This window comes from Vreelandella halophila, assembly GCF_019903425.1.
In the GTDB taxonomy this organism is placed as follows: Bacteria; Pseudomonadota; Gammaproteobacteria; order Pseudomonadales; family Oleiphilaceae; genus Halospina; species Halospina halophila.
Genome location: NZ_JACHUZ010000013.1, coordinates 404,719 through 424,055, shown reverse-complemented (window position 1 = coordinate 424,055; position 19,337 = coordinate 404,719). Strand labels below are relative to the sequence as shown.

Annotated in this window: 19 protein-coding genes; 14 read left to right on the top strand and 5 right to left on the bottom strand. The window is 61.9% G+C overall.

The window, feature by feature from the left end; genetic code table 11:
* The first annotated feature begins 8 nt into the window (after positions 1-8).
* The 5 genes from H4I92_RS06195 to H4I92_RS06175 all read left to right on the top strand — a co-directional run bounded on the left by H4I92_RS06195 (position 9) and on the right by H4I92_RS06175 (position 3,928).
* Positions 9-1,424, top strand: coding sequence for an ATP-binding protein (locus H4I92_RS06195; RefSeq protein ID WP_218668157.1), 1,416 nt, complete (start codon positions 9-11; stop codon positions 1,422-1,424).
* Positions 1,421-2,113: a response regulator gene (locus H4I92_RS06190; RefSeq protein WP_077529781.1), complete on the top strand. Its 693-nt coding sequence runs from the start codon at positions 1,421-1,423 to the stop codon at positions 2,111-2,113. Before H4I92_RS06195 ends, H4I92_RS06190 begins: the two co-directional genes overlap by 4 nt.
* A 138-nt stretch (positions 2,114-2,251) precedes the next feature.
* Positions 2,252-2,698: an EF-hand domain-containing protein gene (locus H4I92_RS06185; protein ID WP_179105637.1), complete on the top strand. Its 447-nt coding sequence runs from the start codon at positions 2,252-2,254 to the stop codon at positions 2,696-2,698.
* Between the two features lie 108 nt (positions 2,699-2,806).
* Complete coding sequence (locus H4I92_RS06180) at positions 2,807-3,772, top strand: alpha/beta fold hydrolase (protein ID WP_218668156.1); 966 nt, start codon at positions 2,807-2,809, stop codon at positions 3,770-3,772.
* Positions 3,773-3,784: 12 nt separating this feature from the next.
* Complete coding sequence (locus H4I92_RS06175; protein ID WP_179105636.1) at positions 3,785-3,928, top strand: hypothetical protein; 144 nt, start codon at positions 3,785-3,787, stop codon at positions 3,926-3,928.
* 54 nt (positions 3,929-3,982) lie between these two features.
* Here H4I92_RS06175 and H4I92_RS06170 read toward each other — a convergent pair whose 3' ends face one another.
* On the bottom strand, positions 3,983-4,912 hold the full coding sequence (locus H4I92_RS06170) for a LysR family transcriptional regulator (RefSeq protein ID WP_077529778.1): 930 nt from the start codon (positions 4,910-4,912) through the stop codon (positions 3,983-3,985).
* Positions 4,913-5,067: 155 nt separating this feature from the next.
* Here H4I92_RS06170 and H4I92_RS06165 point away from each other — a divergent pair, with 155 nt between their 5' ends.
* Entirely contained in the window at positions 5,068-5,805 is a 738-nt protein-coding gene (locus H4I92_RS06165; RefSeq protein WP_077529777.1) for an SDR family oxidoreductase, read from the top strand.
* A gap of 59 nt (positions 5,806-5,864) precedes the next feature.
* Positions 5,865-6,596, top strand: coding sequence for an oxygen-insensitive NADPH nitroreductase (nfsA, locus tag H4I92_RS06160; protein ID WP_077529776.1), 732 nt, complete (start codon positions 5,865-5,867; stop codon positions 6,594-6,596).
* A gap of 21 nt (positions 6,597-6,617) precedes the next feature.
* On the opposite strand, the gene H4I92_RS06155 is transcribed toward nfsA, so the two are convergent.
* Positions 6,618-7,715 carry a GGDEF domain-containing protein gene (locus H4I92_RS06155; protein ID WP_077529775.1) on the bottom strand — a complete coding sequence of 366 codons (1,098 nt, stop codon included), beginning with the start codon at positions 7,713-7,715 and terminating at the stop codon, positions 6,618-6,620.
* A gap of 150 nt (positions 7,716-7,865) precedes the next feature.
* Positions 7,866-8,477, bottom strand: a complete 612-nt coding sequence (locus H4I92_RS06150) for a class I SAM-dependent methyltransferase (protein ID WP_218668155.1) — start codon at positions 8,475-8,477, stop codon at positions 7,866-7,868.
* Positions 8,478-8,636: 159 nt separating this feature from the next.
* Between H4I92_RS06150 and H4I92_RS06145 the strand changes: the two genes are divergently transcribed.
* A complete protein-coding gene (locus H4I92_RS06145; protein ID WP_077529774.1) occupies positions 8,637-10,622 on the top strand; it encodes a TonB-dependent receptor in 1,986 nt (661 codons plus the stop codon).
* Positions 10,622-11,713, top strand: a complete 1,092-nt coding sequence (locus tag H4I92_RS06140) for a PepSY-associated TM helix domain-containing protein (protein WP_077529773.1) — start codon at positions 10,622-10,624, stop codon at positions 11,711-11,713. Before H4I92_RS06145 ends, H4I92_RS06140 begins: the two co-directional genes overlap by 1 nt.
* Positions 11,714-11,790: 77 nt before the next feature.
* Here the strand turns inward: H4I92_RS06140 and H4I92_RS06135 are convergent, their stop codons facing one another.
* The gene (locus H4I92_RS06135) at positions 11,791-12,927 is read right to left on the bottom strand and encodes a porin (protein ID WP_077529772.1); all 1,137 of its coding nucleotides are present in this window, start codon (positions 12,925-12,927) and stop codon (positions 11,791-11,793) included.
* Positions 12,928-13,246: 319 nt separating this feature from the next.
* Between H4I92_RS06135 and H4I92_RS06130 the strand changes: the two genes are divergently transcribed.
* Positions 13,247-13,900: a substrate-binding periplasmic protein gene (locus H4I92_RS06130; RefSeq protein WP_179105635.1), complete on the top strand. Its 654-nt coding sequence runs from the start codon at positions 13,247-13,249 to the stop codon at positions 13,898-13,900.
* A 7-nt stretch (positions 13,901-13,907) separates the two neighbouring features.
* Here the strand turns inward: H4I92_RS06130 and H4I92_RS06125 are convergent, their stop codons facing one another.
* A complete protein-coding gene (locus tag H4I92_RS06125) occupies positions 13,908-14,402 on the bottom strand; it encodes a YcgN family cysteine cluster protein (protein ID WP_077529770.1) in 495 nt (164 codons plus the stop codon).
* 119 nt (positions 14,403-14,521) lie between these two features.
* Here H4I92_RS06125 and H4I92_RS06120 point away from each other — a divergent pair, with 119 nt between their 5' ends.
* The 4 genes from H4I92_RS06120 to H4I92_RS06105 are packed head-to-tail and all read left to right on the top strand — an operon-like array spanning position 14,522 to position 19,195.
* The gene (locus H4I92_RS06120; protein ID WP_077529769.1) at positions 14,522-15,901 is read left to right on the top strand and encodes a M20/M25/M40 family metallo-hydrolase; all 1,380 of its coding nucleotides are present in this window, start codon (positions 14,522-14,524) and stop codon (positions 15,899-15,901) included.
* A 52-nt stretch (positions 15,902-15,953) separates the two neighbouring features.
* On the top strand, positions 15,954-18,578 hold the full coding sequence (locus tag H4I92_RS06115; protein ID WP_179105634.1) for an EAL domain-containing protein: 2,625 nt from the start codon (positions 15,954-15,956) through the stop codon (positions 18,576-18,578).
* Positions 18,579-18,584: 6 nt separating this feature from the next.
* On the top strand, positions 18,585-18,779 hold the full coding sequence (locus tag H4I92_RS06110) for a CPXCG motif-containing cysteine-rich protein (RefSeq protein WP_077529767.1): 195 nt from the start codon (positions 18,585-18,587) through the stop codon (positions 18,777-18,779).
* Between the two features lie 14 nt (positions 18,780-18,793).
* A complete protein-coding gene (locus H4I92_RS06105) occupies positions 18,794-19,195 on the top strand; it encodes an MAPEG family protein (protein ID WP_077529766.1) in 402 nt (133 codons plus the stop codon).
* Positions 19,196-19,337: the final 142 nt, after the last annotated feature.

Below are 19,337 nucleotides of genomic sequence, written 5' to 3'. Positions count from 1 at the left end.
TTCTTGCCATGTTGGGCGTCACTCTCGTTGCGGTCCTCGCCATGGTGGTCGCAACGCAGTATACCTTCCAGGACGATTTTCTTGATTATGCCCGGGAGCGTCAGCAGGAGCGTGTCGCGTCCCTGGCCGAGCGACTTGCCGATTACTACGCCGATACCGGGGGCTGGTCGGCCCTTCGCTCCCCGGAGGCATGGCAGGAGTTGCTGCATGAATCGGTCTGGCGACTGCCGCCGCCAGGAAGACGCCGACCAGACCGGAAGGAGCCGAATCATCATACCCCCAACCCTAAACCCCGCCACGCGCCGCCCGGATCATTCGGGCTTCGCCCGGCATTGCTGAATGCCGTTGGTGAGCCGGTCACGGGGCCGGACCTGCCGGTGGGCGAGCTGGAAAGGGTGGCGATCCGTGTTGGTGGGGCCACAGTGGGCTGGCTGGCGTATAGGCCCGTCGAGCGGATTACGGACCGGATTGCCCTGCGGTTCCGGGACCAGCAGTTCGAAGCTGCCTGGGCCATAGCGGCCGCGGTCAGTGTGCTGGCGGGGATGGTCAGCCTGTTGCTGGCGCGTGGGCTGCTTGCGCCTGTTGGTCGTCTTGCCGGCGCAACCCGGGCGCTTGCCGCCGGTCGCTTTGATACCCGTGTTCAGGAGGCACGCCGGGATGAGCTTGGCCAGCTCGCCCGAGATTTCAATCGCCTTGCCGAGACCCTGGAGCGTAACGAGCAGCTGCGTCGCGAGTTCATGGCGGACGTGTCCCATGAGCTGCGGACACCACTGTCTGTTCTGCGGGCCGAACTGGAAGCCATGGAAGACGGCGTCCGGCCACTGAACCATGAGAGCCTGACCGGCCTTCAGCGTAACCTGGCGGCCCTGAACAAGCTCGTCGAGGATCTTTACGATCTCTCGCTGGCCGATGCGGGAGCGCTTGCCTACCGTATGAGCCGACTGGATGCGGTACAGCTCGTTGCCCGCATCGCGGAGCAGTGGCGTGGCAGTTTCGCGAACGCGGGCCTTGAGCTGTGTGAGGAACTGCCCCCTCAGGCGGTCATGATCAGCGGCGACGAGCAGCGCCTGGAGCAGCTCGTTGCCAACCTGCTGCGCAACAGCCTCCAGTACACCGGGGCCGGAGGCCAGGTCCGCATGGCGCTTGCTGATGAGGGTGGTAAGGCTGTATTGAGTATTGAGGATTCGGCGCCTGGTGTGGCGGCGGAGAACCGCGCCCGGTTGTTTGAGCGACTCTATCGCGTTGAAGGGTCGCGCAGCCGTGCCAGTGGCGGTGCCGGCTTGGGGCTGGCGATCTGTGAGCGCATCGCCCAGGCGCACGATGGTGACCTCACAGCCTACGAATCGCCTCTGGGTGGCCTTGGCATCCGGCTGCGCTTGCCGCTTGACCAGCGACCCTCGACAAGCGCGGAGGTCAGCGCATGATGATGACGTCCGAAGGAACCCGGATCCTGGTGGTTGAGGATGAGCCACAGCTGGCGTCACTGCTGGCGGACTACCTGCGTCAGTCCGGCTATGAGCCGCACCTGATCGGGGATGGGCGCGAGGTGGTGCCATGGGTTCGTTCCCACCGACCTGAGCTGGTGCTTCTTGATCTGATGCTGCCCGGCGAGGACGGCATGGGCGTCTGCCGCGAGATTCGCCGTTTCAGCGAGGTGCCGATCATAATGGTGACCGCCCGGGTCGAGGAGATTGATCGTCTGCTGGGGCTCGAACTCGGGGCGGACGATTACATCTGCAAGCCGTTCAGCCCGCGCGAGGTAGTGGCGCGGGTCAGGGCCGTGCTGCGTCGTAGCCGCCCGGATTCTGGTGTCGACTCTACTGGGGGCCTGGTCGTGGACGAAGCCGCTTACCAGGCAACCCTGGATGGCGAGCCGCTGCCCCTGACGCCGGTGGAGTTCCGCCTTCTGGCCGCCCTCGCCGCGCATCCCGGTCGAGTCCTGTCACGTGAACAGCTCCAGGACCGCCTCTACGACGACTACCGGGTGGTGACCGACCGGACGGTGGACACGCATGTGAAGAACCTGCGCCGCAAGATGGCATCCGTCCGCGGCGAGCAGGATTTCATCCGCTCGATCTATGGCGTGGGCTATCGCCTCGAGCCGATCGACTGACCACCGCACTCGCCCATCGTCTCCACATTCTCTCCTTGATGCCTGCTTACTCACTCCATAGAGGGGCCCGACAATAAGTCATGGGTCGCGATGAAGCGCGGCCTGTTTGAAACCGATTCATCACGGGAGAGACATACCATGAAACAAAGCAAGCTTCTGACCACCGTTCTCACCGGCGCCCTCGTTGGCACCCTTGGCGTGGCCTCGGTCGCGCAGGCCAGACCCCATCATGGCCCTGGGCACGGACCGGGTATGCTCATCCAGGAGCTGCCGGCCGAGGTGTCGGCTCTGATGGAGCATCATTCCGGTTATTTCTCGCAGGCGGACGCCAACGGGGATGGCCAGCTCAACGCCAAGGAGCTGAACGCGGCTATTGAGCGGATGCGGGCTGAGCGCCGACTTCAGCGCCTTGATACCAACGACGATGGTAGCGTGAGCGCTGAGGAATTCAGCGCACCGTTGCGCAGGCGGCTGGAGCACATGGACCGCAACGATGACGGAACCATCGGGGAGGAAGAGGTGCACCCCGGGCATAAGCGTCACGGCAAGCATCATGGCAGGGAGGATGATCACGGCTGGTGGTGAGCCCGTCCAGCGGCCGGCGCCGGAGGGTGCCGGCCTTGCAGCGCAGGTTGTTCTCACCGGAGCCTACCGGCCATTATAGGTCGACAACCAATACGGAGGGCTCCAATCATGCGTAAAGCTGCATGGCTTATCCTGACCCTGGGAATGGCCGCCGCGCAGGCTGCCGGGGCTTCTGATTACCCTTACCCGGTGGAGCGTTTCACATTCGACAGTCAGCGACAGGAACTGTCCATGGCCTACATGGATGTGGAACCGGAGGGCGACAGCGCCAAGGGGGTTGTCGTGCTGCTGCACGGCAAGAACTTCAACGGCGCCTACTGGGAGCAGACCATCGAATTCCTGCGCGAGCGCGGACACCGCGTGGTGGTGCCGGACCAGGTCGGGTTCGGGCGTTCCAGCATGCCCAGGCGCTACCAGTTCACCTTTGACCAGCTGGCGGCCAATACGCGGTCACTGCTGGAAGAGCTCGATATTGAACAGGCCACCGTCATGGGCCATTCCATGGGCGGCATGCTGGCAACCCAGTTTGCGTTGCAGTACCCGGAGACCACTGAGCATCTGGTGCTGCTTAACCCGATCGGTCTGGAGGACTGGCGGGGCATGGGCGTTCCCTATGTGTCCATCGATACGATCTACAACAGCGAGCTGGAAAAGGACTTCGAGAGTATCAAGGCGTACCAGAAGGCCAGTTACTACGACGGTGACTGGAAGGAACGCTACGAGCCCTGGGCAAGTATGCTGGCGGATCAGTATGAGGGCAAAGATGGGGATCGCTTCGCCTGGAACATGGCGCTGACTGCCGACATGGTTCTTTCCCAGCCTGTGGTCTATGAGCTGGATCAGCTCGAAATGCCCACAACCCTCCTGATCGGCACCCGCGACCGCACGGCCATTGGCCGCGGGCTGGTGGATGAGGAGCTGGCGCAGCGGATGGGCGATTACACCCAGCTCGGCAAGAAGGCGGCGGAGCGCATTCCGGAGGCTACCCTGGTCGAGTTCGGGGACGTCGGGCATCTGCCCCATATTGAGGCGCCGGACCGGTACCTCGACGCACTGGGAGAACAGCTTCCGTAGTCCAACCGGCTGGTGGAGTGGAACGGCGAGTCGGTGCAGGATCATCGCCACGCGCTGCAGTTCATGCAGCAGGCGGAAGCCGGTGCGCCTCAGACGATCGCCATCCAGCGCCGGAACGGCAGGGCCATCCGTCTCCAGGGGGCGGCACCGGAGTGACCCCTCTCCCCTGCCTGCTCAGTGTGGTCCAGGCTTGGCCATGCTGGGCCGGTTTCATTGATAGTTCCCTTCACCTTCCCTTTCTGACATGAGTTCCCTGGCCACGTCGTGGATCTGCTCCCGTAACCACTGATGTGCCGGATCCTGCCGGTAGCGCACATGCCAGCCCAGGTGCACCGGGAAGGTGCCGAGATCTGCAGGTGGCGTCACGACCCGCAACCGCGGGTCACGGACAAAGCGGCGGCAGATCAGCTGAGGCAGTGTGGTGCAGTAGTCGGTGGTGGCGATCAGCTCGGGGATGGATAGAAAGTGGGTTACGGAGACGGCGACATCCCGTTCCAGACCCTGGCGCCCGAGCGCCTCAAAAAGACCCTTCTTCAGCCGACCGGGCGGCAGCATATTGACGTGCTTCAGGCTCTCGAACGCTTCACGCGTCAGCTGTTCGCCCTGGAAGGGGTGGTCCGCCCGAAGGACGCAGGCGAGACCGTCCTCCATCAATGACTGCACCACCAGGTTGTCCGGTGGGTCCACAATCCGTCCGAGTACAAGCGCGGTATCCCCGGCGGCCACGCCGGTTTCCGCCAGGTCCGCGCCGTAGGGAACGATGCGGATCTGGATGCCCGGCGCCCGGTGCTGCAGGCGTTCCACGAGCCTTGGCACGAACACGTATTCCACGTAGTCATTGGCGGCGATCACAAACCGCATGGTTGTTGTCGCTGGATCAAATGTCTGCTGCTCCAGCACCAGATGGTCGATTTCTCCCAATGCATCGCGGATGGCAGGGCCAATGGCCAGGGCTTTTTCCGTCGGCCGCATGCCATAGCGTTCCCTTATGAACAGCGGATCCTGGAACAGTTCCCGGCAGCGGGCCAGGGTGTTGCTGAGTGCCGGCTGGGTAATGCCCAGGCGTTTGGCGGCGCGCGTGACGCTGCGTTCTTCCAGCAGCGCGATGAAGGTCCGTAGCAGGTTCAGGTCATAGCGCATGGATATGTCGATTCAAAATATCTGGAATAACAGAGATAAATTAGATGAATTTTTTGCGTTACGCCATGGTGTCACCAGTTCAGATGCATCAGGCCGCCCACCAGGGCAGCCGTCAATAAATGAATCGGCAATTCAGATCACGAGGAGTTATGACCATGTCCGACATTACGGGGAAAACCGTCATCATCACCGGTGCCAGCAGTGGCCTGGGCGAGGCCGCCGCGCGGATGCTGGCTGACAAAGGGGCCAGGCTGATGCTTGCTGCCCGGCGTGAGGACCGGCTCAAGGCACTCACCGATTCCATCAACGCGGCTGGCGGTGAGGCGAGTTACCAGGTGGCGGATGTCACCGACCGGAGCGCCATGCAGTCGCTGGCGGACCAGACACGTGAAACCTATGGGCGGATTGATGTGCTGATCGCCAATGCGGGACTGATGCAGCTGGCGCCGCTGGATAAGCTCAAGGTTGATGAGTGGGATGCCATGATTGATATCAACATAAAGGGTGTTCTCTACGGTCTGGCGGCGGTCCTGCCGACCATGCGGGAGCAGCAGTCCGGCCATATCATCAATCTTTCCTCGGTTGCGGGCCACACGGTCTTCCCGGGTGCTGCGGTCTATTCCGCCACCAAGTACGCGGTCAAAGCGCTCTCGGAAGGCATCCGGCAGGAGTCGAACGGTGAGATCCGCGCGACCAATATCTCACCCGGGGCGGTTGAAACTGAGCTCACCGACCATATTACGGATCCGGGCGCCCAGGAGGCGGCAAGTGAGCTGTATTCCGTTGCCATCGGCTCCGACGCCATCGCCAGGGCGATCACCTATGCTATCGAGCAGCCGGGGGACGTGGATGTGAATGAACTGATCATCCGGCCCACGCAGCAACAACTGTAATCCTTTAGAATCCGGTATCCTCGGTATACCCAAAGGCGTTCATTCTGCAGTGAGGAACCATGAATTCAGTGATCGAGCTTCTGAAATCCCATCGCTCCATTCGCAAGTTCACCGGGGAAAAGATTCCCCATGACCTGTTGCTGGAGCTGGTGAGTGCCGGCCAGAGCGCGGCGACCTCCAGCCACATCCAGGCCTACAGCGTGATCCACGTAACCAGGCCTGAGAACCGTGAGCAGATTGCTGAGCTGGCCGGTGGCCAGGGGTACATCGCGAGCTGTTCGGATTTCCTGGTGTTCTGCGCGGATATGAAGCGGCCCACGGATGCGGCGGAACGGACCGGCGCCAATGTGGTCCGCGGGATGACCGAGCAGCTGCTGGTGGCGAGCGTGGATACCGCGCTGATGGCGCAGAACGTGGCGGTGGCTGCGGAATCCGAGGGTCTGGGGATCTGCTACATCGGCGGTATCCGCAATAACCCGCAGGCCGTCAGCGATCTGCTGCAGCTGCCCGACCATGTCTACCCGGTCTTCGGCATGTGCCTTGGCTACCCGGCCCAGGATCCGGAAGTGAAGCCGCGCCTTCCTGTGGAGGCGATCCTCAAGGAGGATGTCTACAGCGAGGATCCGGATCAGGTTGAAGCCTTCGACGACACCATGCAGGGCTACTACCAGGCCCGCACCGGTGGCAACAAGGACAGCAACTGGTCACAGAATCTAACGCCGCTGTTTGATACCAAGCTGCGCCCGCATATGCGGGACTTCCTGGTTAAGCGTGGGTTTGAGATGAAGTGACTAGGCGGTTCCGCCGTCGCCCTAGCTTATAACACTCCGGTTGCGGCCGCTCGTCTTGCCGTGGTAGAGCGCGTCGTCGGCGCGTTCGATGCAGGCCTCGAGCGGTTCATCCTGCTGCCAGTCCGCAATCCCGGTGGTGATGGTGACGCTCAGTGTCCGGTCCCCGGCCTGGAAAGTCAGCTGGGCGACGGCCTCGCGGATCCGTTCCGCAACGCTTAAGGCCAGCTCCAGGTCGGCGTCATGGAGCAGCACCAGGAATTCTTCACCTCCCCAGCGGGCCAGTGCGTCCCGGTCGCGGATCTGCCCCTGCATGCTCCGGGCAACAGCTTTCAGAACGGAATCACCGTAGCCGTGGCCATAACGGTCGTTGATGCGTTTGAAATGATCGACATCGATGAGAATGGCGGCTGAAGCGGTAAGCCTCTGTGCTGTCTCGGGGTGAAAGCGGTCGGCCAGGTTGAGAAGGCCACGCCTGTTGGGAAGGCCCGTGAGGTTGTCGGTCTCTGCGAGTGTCTGCAGGTGGTGTTCCGCGCGCTGGATGCTGTGGGAATGCACGTTCAGGATCATGGCCAGAATGACCAGCGCCAGGATCATGTTGAAGTAATGCAGCCCATGCAGGATCTCGGGGGCCAGAGGGTGCAGAGGAACGACCGTACGGGTCCAGAGGCTGATGCCAATGTACAGGGTGATGAGGATCACCATAACCGAAATCTTGATCCTGCTCGACGCCCGGGCATCGAGAAACACCAGTGGCGTCAGAGCCAGAACGTAATAGTGGAAGCCGCTCTCCCAGCCCAAAACCCGTGATGCAATGCCTGCATGCAGGATGACTTCCACGCCGGTTATCACTAAAACGGTCTGTAGCCACTTTACGTCCGCCATCGACTTCTGGCAGAAGCCGTAGACGCCAACGCTGAGGACGTTGACAGCTGCGAGCAGCCATACCTCAAGGCCCAGGAAAAGGAACAGAAACCCCAGGTGCAGGAAAAAGGCGGCCGTTATACCGGATCGGATCACGCTGCCCAGCCTGTCGGACCTGCTGACTTCCTTTCGGGCCCGCGGGGTAACCTCGGAGGGGGTGGAGCCCGGAGGCGTTGCGTCGGAAGCATGTCTGGCCATCGATGTGCGCTCCGATCCAGAGTGTGGTCAGGGTCCGGCGCTGTCCGTTGTCCGGAGTATAGGAAACTCCAACCCGCGTTGCTTGGTTTCAGCCGGCATCATTCCAGACTGTAACGAGGGTCTTTGAGCTTACGTGTGGGCCCGGAAGGCTCAAAATGGTGTTGGGGCGGCTATGGCCAGACAGGAGGCTCGGCTGCCGTGGGTTTCCAGAATGGTGAACGTCTCCAGTCCCAGGCCCGCCGCCTCGATCTGTGCCCTGAAATCCTCCTCGTAGGTGACCCGCCCGAAGTCGATGCTGGTAAGCCGCCGCAGCATTGGCTTGAACGCTTCCATCATCCGTGAGTGGCTGTACTGGATGGTCTGGGTGAAATGGATGCGCCCCCCGGGTTTGAGGAGGGTGCAGCAATGGCGCAGGGCCCGCTCGGGCTCGGGCAGGAGCATGAAGCTGGCGGAGAAGTAGATGGCGTCATAGGGGCCGCCCTGATGGTCGTAGACGGACTCCTGCCCTACCGTTACGCGCCCGCTCAGGCTGGACTGCTCCAGCCGCTGCCGGGCCCGCTCCACGTAATCCCCATCGATGTCGATACCGGTGATGTGCAGCTGCTTCCCGGTGACCCGCCCGGCATTGGCCAGCAGCGCCCCGGCGGTGCCGATGCCCACGTCCAGTACGGTGGCGCCTGCAGGAATACGGTCCAGCACTTCGGCGTACCAGCGTGACGTCAGCTTCAGAATCAGCGTGTCGTAGATGGCGCTTCGGATCATGAGCAGAAAGCCTATCATATCTGGAGGCTGGGGCTGACTATCTGTGAAAGGCGGTGTTGATAATCGACTCATAGTGTAATAAGAGTGATTTGTATTTACTCTCAAATTAATTATCAGTAGGATCCAGCTCACATTCTGGATTCAACCGAGGAAGACACTATGAAGCGCGTGGCAAGTACCCTGATCGCCGCACTGCCGTTTGCGGCTGTGGCGGCGGATGGTTCGGAGTCGGAGGCGGGCACTACCACCTATCGCCTGGAGCCTGTGATCGTGGGCGAAAGCCTGGACGGGCGCGGGCAGGAAACCCAGTCTCGGGATTCGGTGAGTGGCCAGCAGTCGCGGGATTACAATCCGGCGAACGCCTACGACAGCCTGCGCCTGGTGCCTGGCGTGAACTTCAACCAGAACGGGACCCGTTATGGAAGCCCCTCACGCATCCGGGGTTCCGCCCTCTGGAGCACTGCGGATGCCATCGAAGGCCTGCCTCCGGTTCGGCCCGCCGGCAACGGCACCGAGGACGGCGGCTTCAATACCGGGCTCGGGGCCATCATTCCCGCCGTTGCGATTGAGCGGATCAATGTCGCCAAGGGCGGCCTGGGCGTACGCTACGGCGGTAACGTGGACGGGGGTGTAATCACCACCGACCTCCAGCAGGGCGGGGGCGATGTCAGTGGCGAAGTGGTCTACGATTATTCGCCCATTCGCGAGCATCTCTTGATGGCGGATGTCGGGGGCGAAACAGACACCGGCCGTTTTGATTACTACTTTGCCGGCAAGACACTGGATGGTGATTACGATGAGGTGACCAGTCGCACCGGTGAAAAACAACTCGATCAGAACCTGAATTCCGGGCTGGCCCGGCTTGGCTTTCAGCCCTCACAGGACACGCGGCTGGAAGTGATCGGTGTCAGCGGCCACGAGGAACACGACTGGCGGGATCTGGGGGAGACCAGTAACAATCGGCGACACACCACCAACCAGACCAACTATCTGGCATTCCAGGCCCAGCACGGCGCCGACCCGGGTGAGTGGCACTGGAGCACGGGGTACACGCTCTATGACCGCGAAGCTGAGCGCTACAATGTGAGTACGGCCACCATGCTGCGCGATCGGCCCCAGAAGACCCATACGGTGTTTGCCGAGTTGGGCCAGGTTGTCGAATTCAACAATGACATCCGCTGGTCGCCGGAAGTCAGTGTTCAGCACGTTGACCATGAACAGCGCGAGGAAGCGCCGGGCAGCGAGAAGGAACAGAACTTTACGGATTCCAGCGTGGGCTGGTCCAACACCCTGGCGGTGGGTGAACGCTGGACCTTTACCGGTGGCCTGCGAAGCGCGCGGCTCGACAGTGACGGCGGCGAGGACCACATCACCGTCTACGAACTGGGCGCGGCACGCACCTTCCTGTCCACGGGGACCCGGCTCCATGTTTCGAACTCGACCAACTACTATCGCAACAAGGGCTATGTGTTCTTCGCCTCGGGCGCCTTTGGCGGGGATGACATTCCTGGTGGCCTCCCGCCCGCTGAAACGGAAACCACGGAGCTGGGTATACGCCAGCAACTGCCGCTGGCAGCAGGTGGCTTCGTGAAAGCCGTCGTCTTTGACCGGGAAACGGAAAACGCGCCCAACTTCGGCGTTTTTGGTGCCGGATCGCTGACATTTGATACCACCGAGGCCAGGGGTGTGGAGTTTATGGCGGACCTGGGGCTTAGCGAGACCCTGCGTGCCCAGCTTTCCTATACCCATATGGAAACCGAGATCGTGAACGCTTCCGCGTCCACAAATGACCGTGTCGGGGATACAGCGGTCCCTGCCCCGGAAGATACGGCGGGTCTTGGTCTGAGCTGGGACGCGACGGATCGCCTCCGGCTGAGCTCAACGGCGAACTACGACAGCGGTTACCGGCAGGTGGACGAGAGCAGTAATGGCGCGACCGTCACCGAAGCGGACTCTTTCGTGCGCTGGAATGCCGTTGCCGAGTGGCGGGCCACGGACAACTTCACGGTGGCCGTGCGTGGCGAGAACCTGCTCGACGAAAAGGACCTCAACTTCAAGCAGGCCAGCTCGGACGGCTCCACCAGCGGTGAAGTGGGTGAAACACCCGGCCGGTTCTTCGCGCTGAATCTGCAATACCGTTACTGATGAAACAGCGAACACGGCGATGGCTGCAGAAGCTGCATTTGTGGGCCGGCCTGGTGCTGGCCCTGCCGCTGATCCTGGTAGCTGTCACCGGCGCCCTGCTCGCCTACGCCGACCAGCTCTCACCGGTGTTCGACGGTGAGGCGTGGCAGGCGGAAGCCGAGGGCGAGCCCCTTGCCTGGAGCGCCCTGGTGGTCAAGCTCCGGAGCTGGCGGCCGGAGACCCGCATTGCCCATGTGGGCGGGGATCGTCATGGCAGCAAGCCATTGATGGCGTACCTGGTTTCGGAGTCGGAAGGGTTTCAGCCCGCGCTGATCGACCCCTACACGGGCGAAATCACCGAGCGCCAGCCGGAGCAGGAGTGGGTCAAAACCATCGAGGCACTGCACCGCAACCTGCTGGCCGGCTCCGTCGGACGGCAGGTGGTCGCGGTCTCCAGCCTGGCCATGGTGGTCCTGGTTATCATCGGTGTCGTGCTCTGGTGGCCCATGCGCAAGGGAACGCTGAGCCGGCTGCGCGGTCGCGGTGCCCTGCTGCACTGGCACAATCTTGTGGGGCTGGTAGTGGCTCCTGCGCTGATCCTGTTCGCACTGACCGGCGTGACTCTGACCTATCACAAGACCGTGATTCCCACCCTGTACCAGTTGGCTACGGGCCAGGATGAGCCCACGGCACCGAGCGTCGAGACCACCGGAGAACAGGCTTCGACGCAGCAGGTGGTGGGCGCCGCGCGTAACCGGATGCCCGGCTATACCATTCAGGGGTTTTCAGATCCCAAAGAACCGGATGAGCCCTATAAGATCCGCTTGAGGGCGCCGGGTGACCTGCATCCGAACGGCTGGCATATCGTCCACGTTCATCCCACCTCGGCTGAGGTGGTGGGTGTGCGCCACATGGCTTCGGAATCCTGGGCCAGCTGGTACGACAACAGTTGGCTGATGCTCCACACGGGTTCTTTTCTGCCGGCGTGGCCAAGGATCCTTTGGGTATTACTGGCGCTGTCGCTGCCGGTTCTGGCCGTTACGGGTGCGTGGCGCTGGTGGGTTCGAACGCGTAAGCGCCGTGGTCGGAGTGGCCCGCATACAGGCTCGTGAGGAAGGTGGATAAAGCAGAGGTGGGAAGGATGGAGGGCGGCCCCTAAAAGCAGGCGGCCGCCCCGATAAGCTATGGATCAGAAGTAGTAGTCCATGGTTACGTACATGGCGTCGAAGTCTGACTCGTAGACATCGCCATCGCCATTGATATCACCGTTGGAGTTCAGATACTCGACGTAGACCCAGCCGGGGCCGTAATCATAGCGCACGCCAGGAGAAATACCGTAAACGGTATCGGCGTTGTTCGTGTCTGTATCCGTCGTTGCCGCCGTTGCATCGAGGTACGCGAACCAGTTGCCTGAGGTATAACCGCCCTGAAGCGCATAACGGGTGTTCTCAATATCCGCTTTAGCGCCTGCATCGGGGATATCGCGTTTAACGCGGATCACCTCCGCTTTGGTGGTAACAGGCCCATATGATCCTTCAAAGTACGCGGCGAAAGCGCTGTGCGAGCCGTCATCGTTGGTGCTGCAGGTTGTCGTATCGCATTTGTTTCCCAGGTCCTCAATGTCCTGGAGAATGCCTGCCTGAGCGGAAATGCCAAATGTGGAGCTGGCGTTGCTTTCCTGCTCAAAGGTGTAGCTGATGTCGGCGACACCGGTCTTGATTTTGCGGTAGGTTGCGGGAACCCCCTTGAAGCTGCCCCAGTGTCCATTGTCGTCGACAGTGTCAGTGCTGGTCTCACCCCAGTCGTCCTGATGGAAATAGGCAACCGAGATATCCAGATTGGAAAGCTGCCCCGTGAACTTGGCGCCAACATCCATCTGGTCACCGTAACCGCCCAGCAGCATATCACCGGGCCAGAAGTTCACGGTTTTCCAGCCAAAGGGTACCTGAGACTTACCGATTTTAACGTCCCAGTTATCGTTCAGATTCCGCCCGACCCAAAGCTTGTGGACCGCGAATCGATCACCCGTGGAGTTGTTCACTGGATCGGTAAAGCTGCCTGGCCCAAAGCGCACTTCGGTCGATAAGCGCCATGGCCCGTCGTCCTGAGTGTGGTCACCATACAGGATGAACGTTTCTTCACCGATATCGCCCCCAGTCTCGTTGTCCAGGTTTTCATTGAACTTGAGCGAGCCGAAATCGGAGTTGGTCACGTGCCGGTAGGTAGCCCAGACCCCCGCTGAAATATTGGTCGTCGCAACGGCCAGTGAGGGGGCGGTTGCCGAAATGGCGGCTGTTACTGCTGCACCGATCAGCTTTTTCTTCATTGCATAGACTCCTTTTCTAAGGGATTTCCGAAACTCCGAGTTGCGAGAGGGTAATTTTATTTTAATTGATCGTCCAGTTAAAAAAAGAAACAGCGATGCTGTCGGTGATGGAATTCCAGCGTTGGGCCTGCCCCGGGTGAATTAACCGATCATTGCAATTCGGGCTCGTGATCGGTCACAAATAACATTAACCTGAAGCAATCGGACCAGGTTCATGGGTAGGGGATCGATGGGGCGGAATGGATGCTTTCGAGCATGCCTCGTGCTGGCGTTGGTGCTGACATCGGGAGTGGGTGCGCATGCTGGCCAGAGTGTAACGGTGGCGGCACCCAATCTGGCCAACCTGATTGAGCGGGATGGTTCCGGTGTCTACCAGAGGCTGATGGCGCGCGCCCTGGAGCCATTGGATGTGAAAGTGGAATCAGCTTTCTACCCATACCGGCGTGCCCTCCAGATGTTTGAGCAATCCCGGGTTGATTGTCTGCTCTCACTGACTGACGTGGTGCGTCGGCGCGTTGGCAGCGACGCCATTGTCTACAGCTATCCGCTGGGCAGGTTCAGCTTCCATATCTTCACACTTGCTGAAAACCCTCCGGTTGAGTCCCTTGAGGCGCTGGAAGGCCGGGTGGTCGGTAGTATCAAGGGGCATGAGCTGTACCTGGGCCCGATCACCGAGGGAGATATGCAGATGGAATCGGTACGCTCCGAAGCGCAGGCGGTCCGGATGCTGAAGATGGGGCGCCTGGACGCTCTGATTGCCGCCCTCCCGGACATCCGGCCCCATCTGGATCGGCTGAGCTATGCCCCGGATCGCCCCCTGCTCGAGAGCTACGACCGCATCAACTGCCATGATACGGCGAAAAACCGGGCCTTTGTTCAGGCCCTTTCCAGGGAACTCAGAGACCTCAAGGAAAAAGGTGTCTATCAGGAGGTTATGGGGGCGTTATACATGCCGTTTAAGGATCCTCGCTGAGGCCTTGTCAGGAAGGTGGAGTAGAAGGGGCTGCCGGTTCGGGCTCCTCCTGGATCCAGTCGATGATATGGTCCTCATAGTCCGCCGGGTCGACGATGGGCTCGGGAAGAACACGACCCTGCACTGAGATCCCTGCTGTATGGACGGTGGCGCGTGAACCGGAAACCAGGTGGTGCCACCAGGCCAGCCCACGGCCCTCGGCGATCCGCCGGTAGGCGCAGCTTTTTGGCAGCCAGTCGCTGTTGCGGGCAATGGCGGGGGTGACCTGCAGGCAGTCCGGCACTTCCTCCAGGCGGTTGGGGTAGTCCGAGCACAGGCAGGTGCTGCAGTCGAGCAGCCGGCAGGCGATCTGGGTGGCGTAGACGTCGCCGGTGTCCGCGTCCTCCAGCTTGTGGGTACAGCAGCGCCCGCAACCGTCACAGAGCGACTCCCATTCAGCAGCCGTCATCGCTTCCAGCGGCTTGCGCTCCCAGAAGGGAACGCTCCCGTCAGTGTTGGCCATAATGCACCCCCTGTTTTCCGCGAGGGTACGGTGATCGAGCGGCGCCTTCAAATGCTTGTTCGCCCGGAGCTGCTCCCCTATGCTCGAAAGCCCCGCAACCGGTGAACAAGGAGCACCCCATGCTGGAACCCGTCCTGCAACGCATCGACAACGGTCTCGAGGAATCCATCGGACGCTGGTCCGAACTGCTGCGCATCCCCAGTGTCAGCACCGACCCGGCCTATGAGCAGTCCATGCGCAAGGCAGCGGAGTGGCTGCGGGATGAACTGGCGCCGCTGGGGTTCCGCATCGATATCCGCGAGACCGAGGGGCATCCCGTGGTCATCGGCCACCATGAGGGTCCGGACGGTGACGCCACTCACGTTCTCTATTACGGCCACTACGATGTGCAGCCGCCGGAGCCGCTGGCGGAGTGGCGCAACGAGCCCTTTGAACCGACGCTTGAGGACAGCCCCCACGGCCGGAAGATGGTGGCCCGGGGCGCGGTCGACGATAAGGGCCAGCTGATGATGTGGGTGGAGGCCCTGAAAGCCTGGCACGCGGAACACGGCGGCCTGCCGATACAGGTGACGGTGTTGCTGGAAGGAGAAGAGGAGGTCGGCAGTAAAAACCTCCGGCCGGTGCTGGAACGCTACCAGGACGAACTGAAGGCGGACGTGTGCGTCGTGAGCGATACCGGCATGTGGGACGTGGACACCCCGGCCGTTACCTACACCCTCCGGGGCCTGCTCTACACCGAACTGACCTACCGTGGCCCTGGGCATGACCTGCATTCCGGCTTCTATGGTGGCGCCATCGAGAACCCCATCAATGGCTTGACCCGGGTGCTCGGCGCCCTCCAGGACGATCAGGGCCGGGTCCAGGTGCCCGGGTTCTATGACGACGTGGTGGAGCCCTCCGAAGAGGAATTGGCGGCCTGGCGGGCCCTGAACATGGACGATGCCGGCTTCCTTGCCTCCGCCGGCGTGACCACCCCGGGGGGTGGCGAGTCGGACCGCAGCCTGCTGGAAAGGGTCTGGTCCCGGCCCAGCTGTGACATCAACGGCATCATCGGTGGCTTCACCGGTAACGGCGCCAAGACGGTCATCCCCCGGGAAGCCAGTGCCAAGGTCAGCTTCCGGCTGGTGCCCGACCAGGATCCGGATCGCATCATCGAGGGGCTGCGCCGTTTCATCGATGCGCATACCCCGGCGGGCTGTTCCATTGAACTGACGGTTCACTCGGCGGCCCCGGCCATCCGCATTCCCACGGAATCCCGTTACCTGAAAGCGGCGCTGAGCGCGCTGGGCCAGGTCTATGAGCGCGAGCCTGTGCTGCTGGGCAGTGGCGGCTCCATTCCGATCGCGGCCTGGGCCAGGGACATCCTCGGCATCGACACCCTCCTGATGGGCTTCAGCCTGGAGGATGACGGCATGCACAGCCCCAATGAGAAATTCGAGGTGACCTGCTTCCATCGCGGCATGCGGGCCCATGCGGCACTTCTGGAGCAGCTCAGGTAGTCCGGCGGAGGCACGGCCTCGTACCCCTGTCTATACTGCAGGTCCGGGAAGCATGAGCACTGGAGTGGCCATGGGCTGGGGTGCATCGCACAGTGGAATTCCGTCGAGGGTCGCGCTCTGGCCCATGCTCATCGTGTTCCTCATGCTGATGGCGCCCGGGGTGTGCGCTGTCACCGTGGCGCCGCTAGCGGAAAGCCAGAATCCCACGGGCGCTATCGAGTACTGGCCTGAGCCGGATGGCCGTTCGATCGATATCCAAGGGATTCTTTCGGGGCAGGGCCCCTCGGACTGGACCCCCGTGCAGGGTGATGTCGTCAACTTTGGCTATACCCGGCAGGCATTCTGGTACCGCCTGCCCGTCGAGAACGCTGTTGGACAGCCCGTTGAGCGGCTCCTCGAGATTACCTATCCGCTCCTTGATCATGTCGAGTTCTATCACGTCCGTGATGGCGAACTGGTGAGCGGTTATCGTACCGGCGACCAGTATCCGTTCGGCTCCCGCGCCATGCAGCACAGGACCTTTGTGTTTCCGGTCCCGCTCGAGCCCGAGTCCAGCAGTCGTGTCTATCTTCGGGTGACGACCTCCGGTTCGCATCAGGTGCCACTGGTTCTCTGGAAGCCTGAAGCCTTCTATGAGGCCAATGAGGCCGACATGGTCGGCCGCAGCATGTTCTACGGCATGCTGTTGATCATCGTGATTTTCAACGTGTTTCTCTACGCCGTGCTGCGGGAGCGCAGCTACCTCTACTACATCCTCACCAACGCCACACTCCTGGTGCTGATGGCGAGCCTGCACGGCATGGCCTTCCAGTTCCTCTACCCGCAGCAGCCGGAACTCAACGAGCGGGTGACGCTGGTGGCATCGGCCATGATTGCCCTGTTCTTCAGCCTGTTTGCCCGCACTTTCCTCAACATCACCCGTGACATGCGCTTCCGGCGGCTGGTGTTCCATGCCCTGACCGTGGCAACCGGCCTGAACACTGTGGCCGCGTTTTTCCTCAGTTATGACCTGTCCACGCGGTTGTCCGTCTCGCTTGCCGGGATCGTCAGTCTCGTGATGTTCGTGATCGGGCTGATGATGGTCATGCAGGGCCATCGCGCCGCGCGCTATTTTATGGGGGCGTGGATCATGCTGCTGGTGGGTTCCATGGGGTGGATACTGCTGATCGCCGGCATTGCACCGGTTAATTTCTTGACCCGGTATGGGGTGGAACTGGGGGCGGTCTCCCAGGCCATGGTTCTGACCTTCGCCCTCGGCCAGCGCTTCAATGATGAACAGCGGGCCCGGCTGAAAGCGATGAAGGAACGCGAGAGCATGGAGCAGGACCTTCTGGAGCAGGCCCAGCACCATGGCCTGACCGGGCTTCCCGAGCGAAATCTTCTTGAAGTGGTGCTGGAGCGGTGCATCGAACGGGTGGACCGGACCGGGGACAGCAGCCTGGCCCTGGTCCTGATCCATTTCCGGGGGTTTGATGACATCAACAAGACTCTCGGGCATGAGAACGCGGACCAGCTGCTTTACCAGCTGGCCTGGCGGATGAACGACGTGGTCCTGGGCCTGCCGGATTCGGTCGTCATCGAGGAAGCAGCGAGCGGGCCCTGTACCGTGGCCCATGTCGAGGGCATCACCTTTGCCTGTGCCTTCCACCCCCGCCAGACGAACGCCATGCCGGACCAGATGACGGCCCTGGTCAACGCCCTGCGCGAGCCGGTCGAGTTCCGGGGGCTGAGCCTGGACATGCGGATGGTGGGCGGCTGTTCCTTCTACCCGGAAGACAGCGGCGACATCACCACCCTGCTGCGCCATGCCTTCATCGCCTTCGATCAGGCGGAAAGTGGGGTGAACCACGTGGCGGTCTACACCGAGGCCATCAACCCGTACAGCGAGCGCCGCCTGACGCTGATGACGGAGCTGCGCCGGGCCATCGGTGAGGACGGCCTGGAGCTGCATTTCCAGCCCCAGGTCCGGCTGAGCTCCGGGGAGATCTGCGGCTTTGAGGTGCTGCTGCGCTGGAATCACCCGGAGTACGGTTTCATTCCGCCGGACGAATTCATACCCATGGCCGAGCAGACCGGGCTTATCCGGCCCCTGACGCGCTGGGTGCTGGACCGCGCCCTGCTGTTCGGCGCCTCCATGGATGCGGCCGGCTACCCGGTGCGGATCTCGGTCAACATTTCGGCACTGAATCTGGAGGAGCCCGCGTTTGCGGAGCAGGTGCTAGGGGTGCTGGAGCGGCATGGGCTGCCGACCGGGCGGCTCATCCTGGAGGTGACCGAGACGGCGACCATGGTCAATCCCGTGGCCGCGCTCCAGGCGTTGCGGGGGCTGTATGACGCCGGTATCCGCCTGGCCATTGACGACTTCGGCACCGGGTACTCGTCGCTCTCCTACATCCGCAAACTGCCCGTGCACGAGATCAAGATCGACCGCTCCTTCGTGATGGAGATGGACGCCAACCGCGACGACGCGACCATCGTGCGCACCACCATCAACATGTGTCATGATCTCGGCTTCGAAGTGGTCGCCGAAGGGGTGGAGAGCGATGACACCTCGCAGTTGCTGCGTAACATGCAGTGCGACATCGTGCAGGGCTATCACCTTGCAAGGCCCATGCCAGAGGAGGATGTGGCCAGCTGGCTGGAGACCTGGTATCGCGCTACCGCATCAGGAGGGTAATGCTGTATGGCGCTGACCGAGACGGTACCCGTACCCTGTCCGTGCTGTGGGGAGGTGATCGACGTTCTGGTCGACTGCTCCCTGAGCGACCAGACCTATGTGGAAGACTGCTTCGTCTGCTGCCAGCCGCTGGTGTTGACCGTCTCAGTAGACCCCGAGACCGGTCAGCCAACGGTGGATGCCATCCCTGAAAACGCCTGAACCGAGGAGAGCCAATGCTCGCACCCGCCACCGCTTTCTACGCCGTTGTCTTTGTGGTCCTCAAGCTGATCCTCGTATGGCGGGTTGTGGCGCTGCGTCAGCAGCTGGGCGTGGGGGTCGGCGATGGCGGGCACCAGGAGCTGAATGTGGCCTCGCGCATCCACGGCGACTACATCGAATCCATGCCGTTGATGCTGGTGCTGATGTTCATTGCGGAGATGAACGGCGTGGCCTATGCCGCGCTGCATACCGTGGGCGGCCTGTTCCTGGTGAGCCGGATTGGCCACGCCTGGGGCATGCACGAAGCCCAGGGCCGCTGGCATGCGGCCCGTGCGGCGGGTGTTGTGGGCACCTGGCTGGCGCTGCTCGGGGCCTGTGGCCTGCTGGTGTACAACGTGCTGACCATCCGTTACTGATTTGACCTCCCGTAACCGATCTCGGGTTACACCTACAGTTCTCTGTTCATTTCCAGTACAATCCGCCACCGATCCGGGCCGCTTGAATACCCGCTCTCTGGTATAATCGGCCCGTCGAATAACCCTACATAGGGAGGATGCC

Coding starts and splice junctions, on each gene's coding strand:
- H4I92_RS06195 (WP_218668157.1), top strand. CDS start 9: ATGTTGGGCGTCACTCTCGTTGCGGTCCTCGCCATGGTGGTCGCAACG.
- H4I92_RS06190 (WP_077529781.1), top strand. CDS start 1,421: ATGATGATGACGTCCGAAGGAACCCGGATCCTGGTGGTTGAGGATGAG.
- H4I92_RS06185 (WP_179105637.1), top strand. CDS start 2,252: ATGAAACAAAGCAAGCTTCTGACCACCGTTCTCACCGGCGCCCTCGTT.
- H4I92_RS06180 (WP_218668156.1), top strand. CDS start 2,807: ATGCGTAAAGCTGCATGGCTTATCCTGACCCTGGGAATGGCCGCCGCG.
- H4I92_RS06170 (WP_077529778.1), bottom strand. CDS start 4,912: ATGCGCTATGACCTGAACCTGCTACGGACCTTCATCGCGCTGCTGGAA.
- H4I92_RS06165 (WP_077529777.1), top strand. CDS start 5,068: ATGTCCGACATTACGGGGAAAACCGTCATCATCACCGGTGCCAGCAGT.
- nfsA (WP_077529776.1), top strand. CDS start 5,865: ATGAATTCAGTGATCGAGCTTCTGAAATCCCATCGCTCCATTCGCAAG.
- H4I92_RS06155 (WP_077529775.1), bottom strand. CDS start 7,715: ATGGCCAGACATGCTTCCGACGCAACGCCTCCGGGCTCCACCCCCTCC.
- H4I92_RS06150 (WP_218668155.1), bottom strand. CDS start 8,477: ATGATCCGAAGCGCCATCTACGACACGCTGATTCTGAAGCTGACGTCA.
- H4I92_RS06145 (WP_077529774.1), top strand. CDS start 8,637: ATGAAGCGCGTGGCAAGTACCCTGATCGCCGCACTGCCGTTTGCGGCT.
- H4I92_RS06140 (WP_077529773.1), top strand. CDS start 10,622: ATGAAACAGCGAACACGGCGATGGCTGCAGAAGCTGCATTTGTGGGCC.
- H4I92_RS06135 (WP_077529772.1), bottom strand. CDS start 12,927: ATGAAGAAAAAGCTGATCGGTGCAGCAGTAACAGCCGCCATTTCGGCA.
- H4I92_RS06125 (WP_077529770.1), bottom strand. CDS start 14,402: ATGGCCAACACTGACGGGAGCGTTCCCTTCTGGGAGCGCAAGCCGCTG.
- H4I92_RS06120 (WP_077529769.1), top strand. CDS start 14,522: ATGCTGGAACCCGTCCTGCAACGCATCGACAACGGTCTCGAGGAATCC.
- H4I92_RS06115 (WP_179105634.1), top strand. CDS start 15,954: ATGAGCACTGGAGTGGCCATGGGCTGGGGTGCATCGCACAGTGGAATT.
- H4I92_RS06110 (WP_077529767.1), top strand. CDS start 18,585: ATGGCGCTGACCGAGACGGTACCCGTACCCTGTCCGTGCTGTGGGGAG.
- H4I92_RS06105 (WP_077529766.1), top strand. CDS start 18,794: ATGCTCGCACCCGCCACCGCTTTCTACGCCGTTGTCTTTGTGGTCCTC.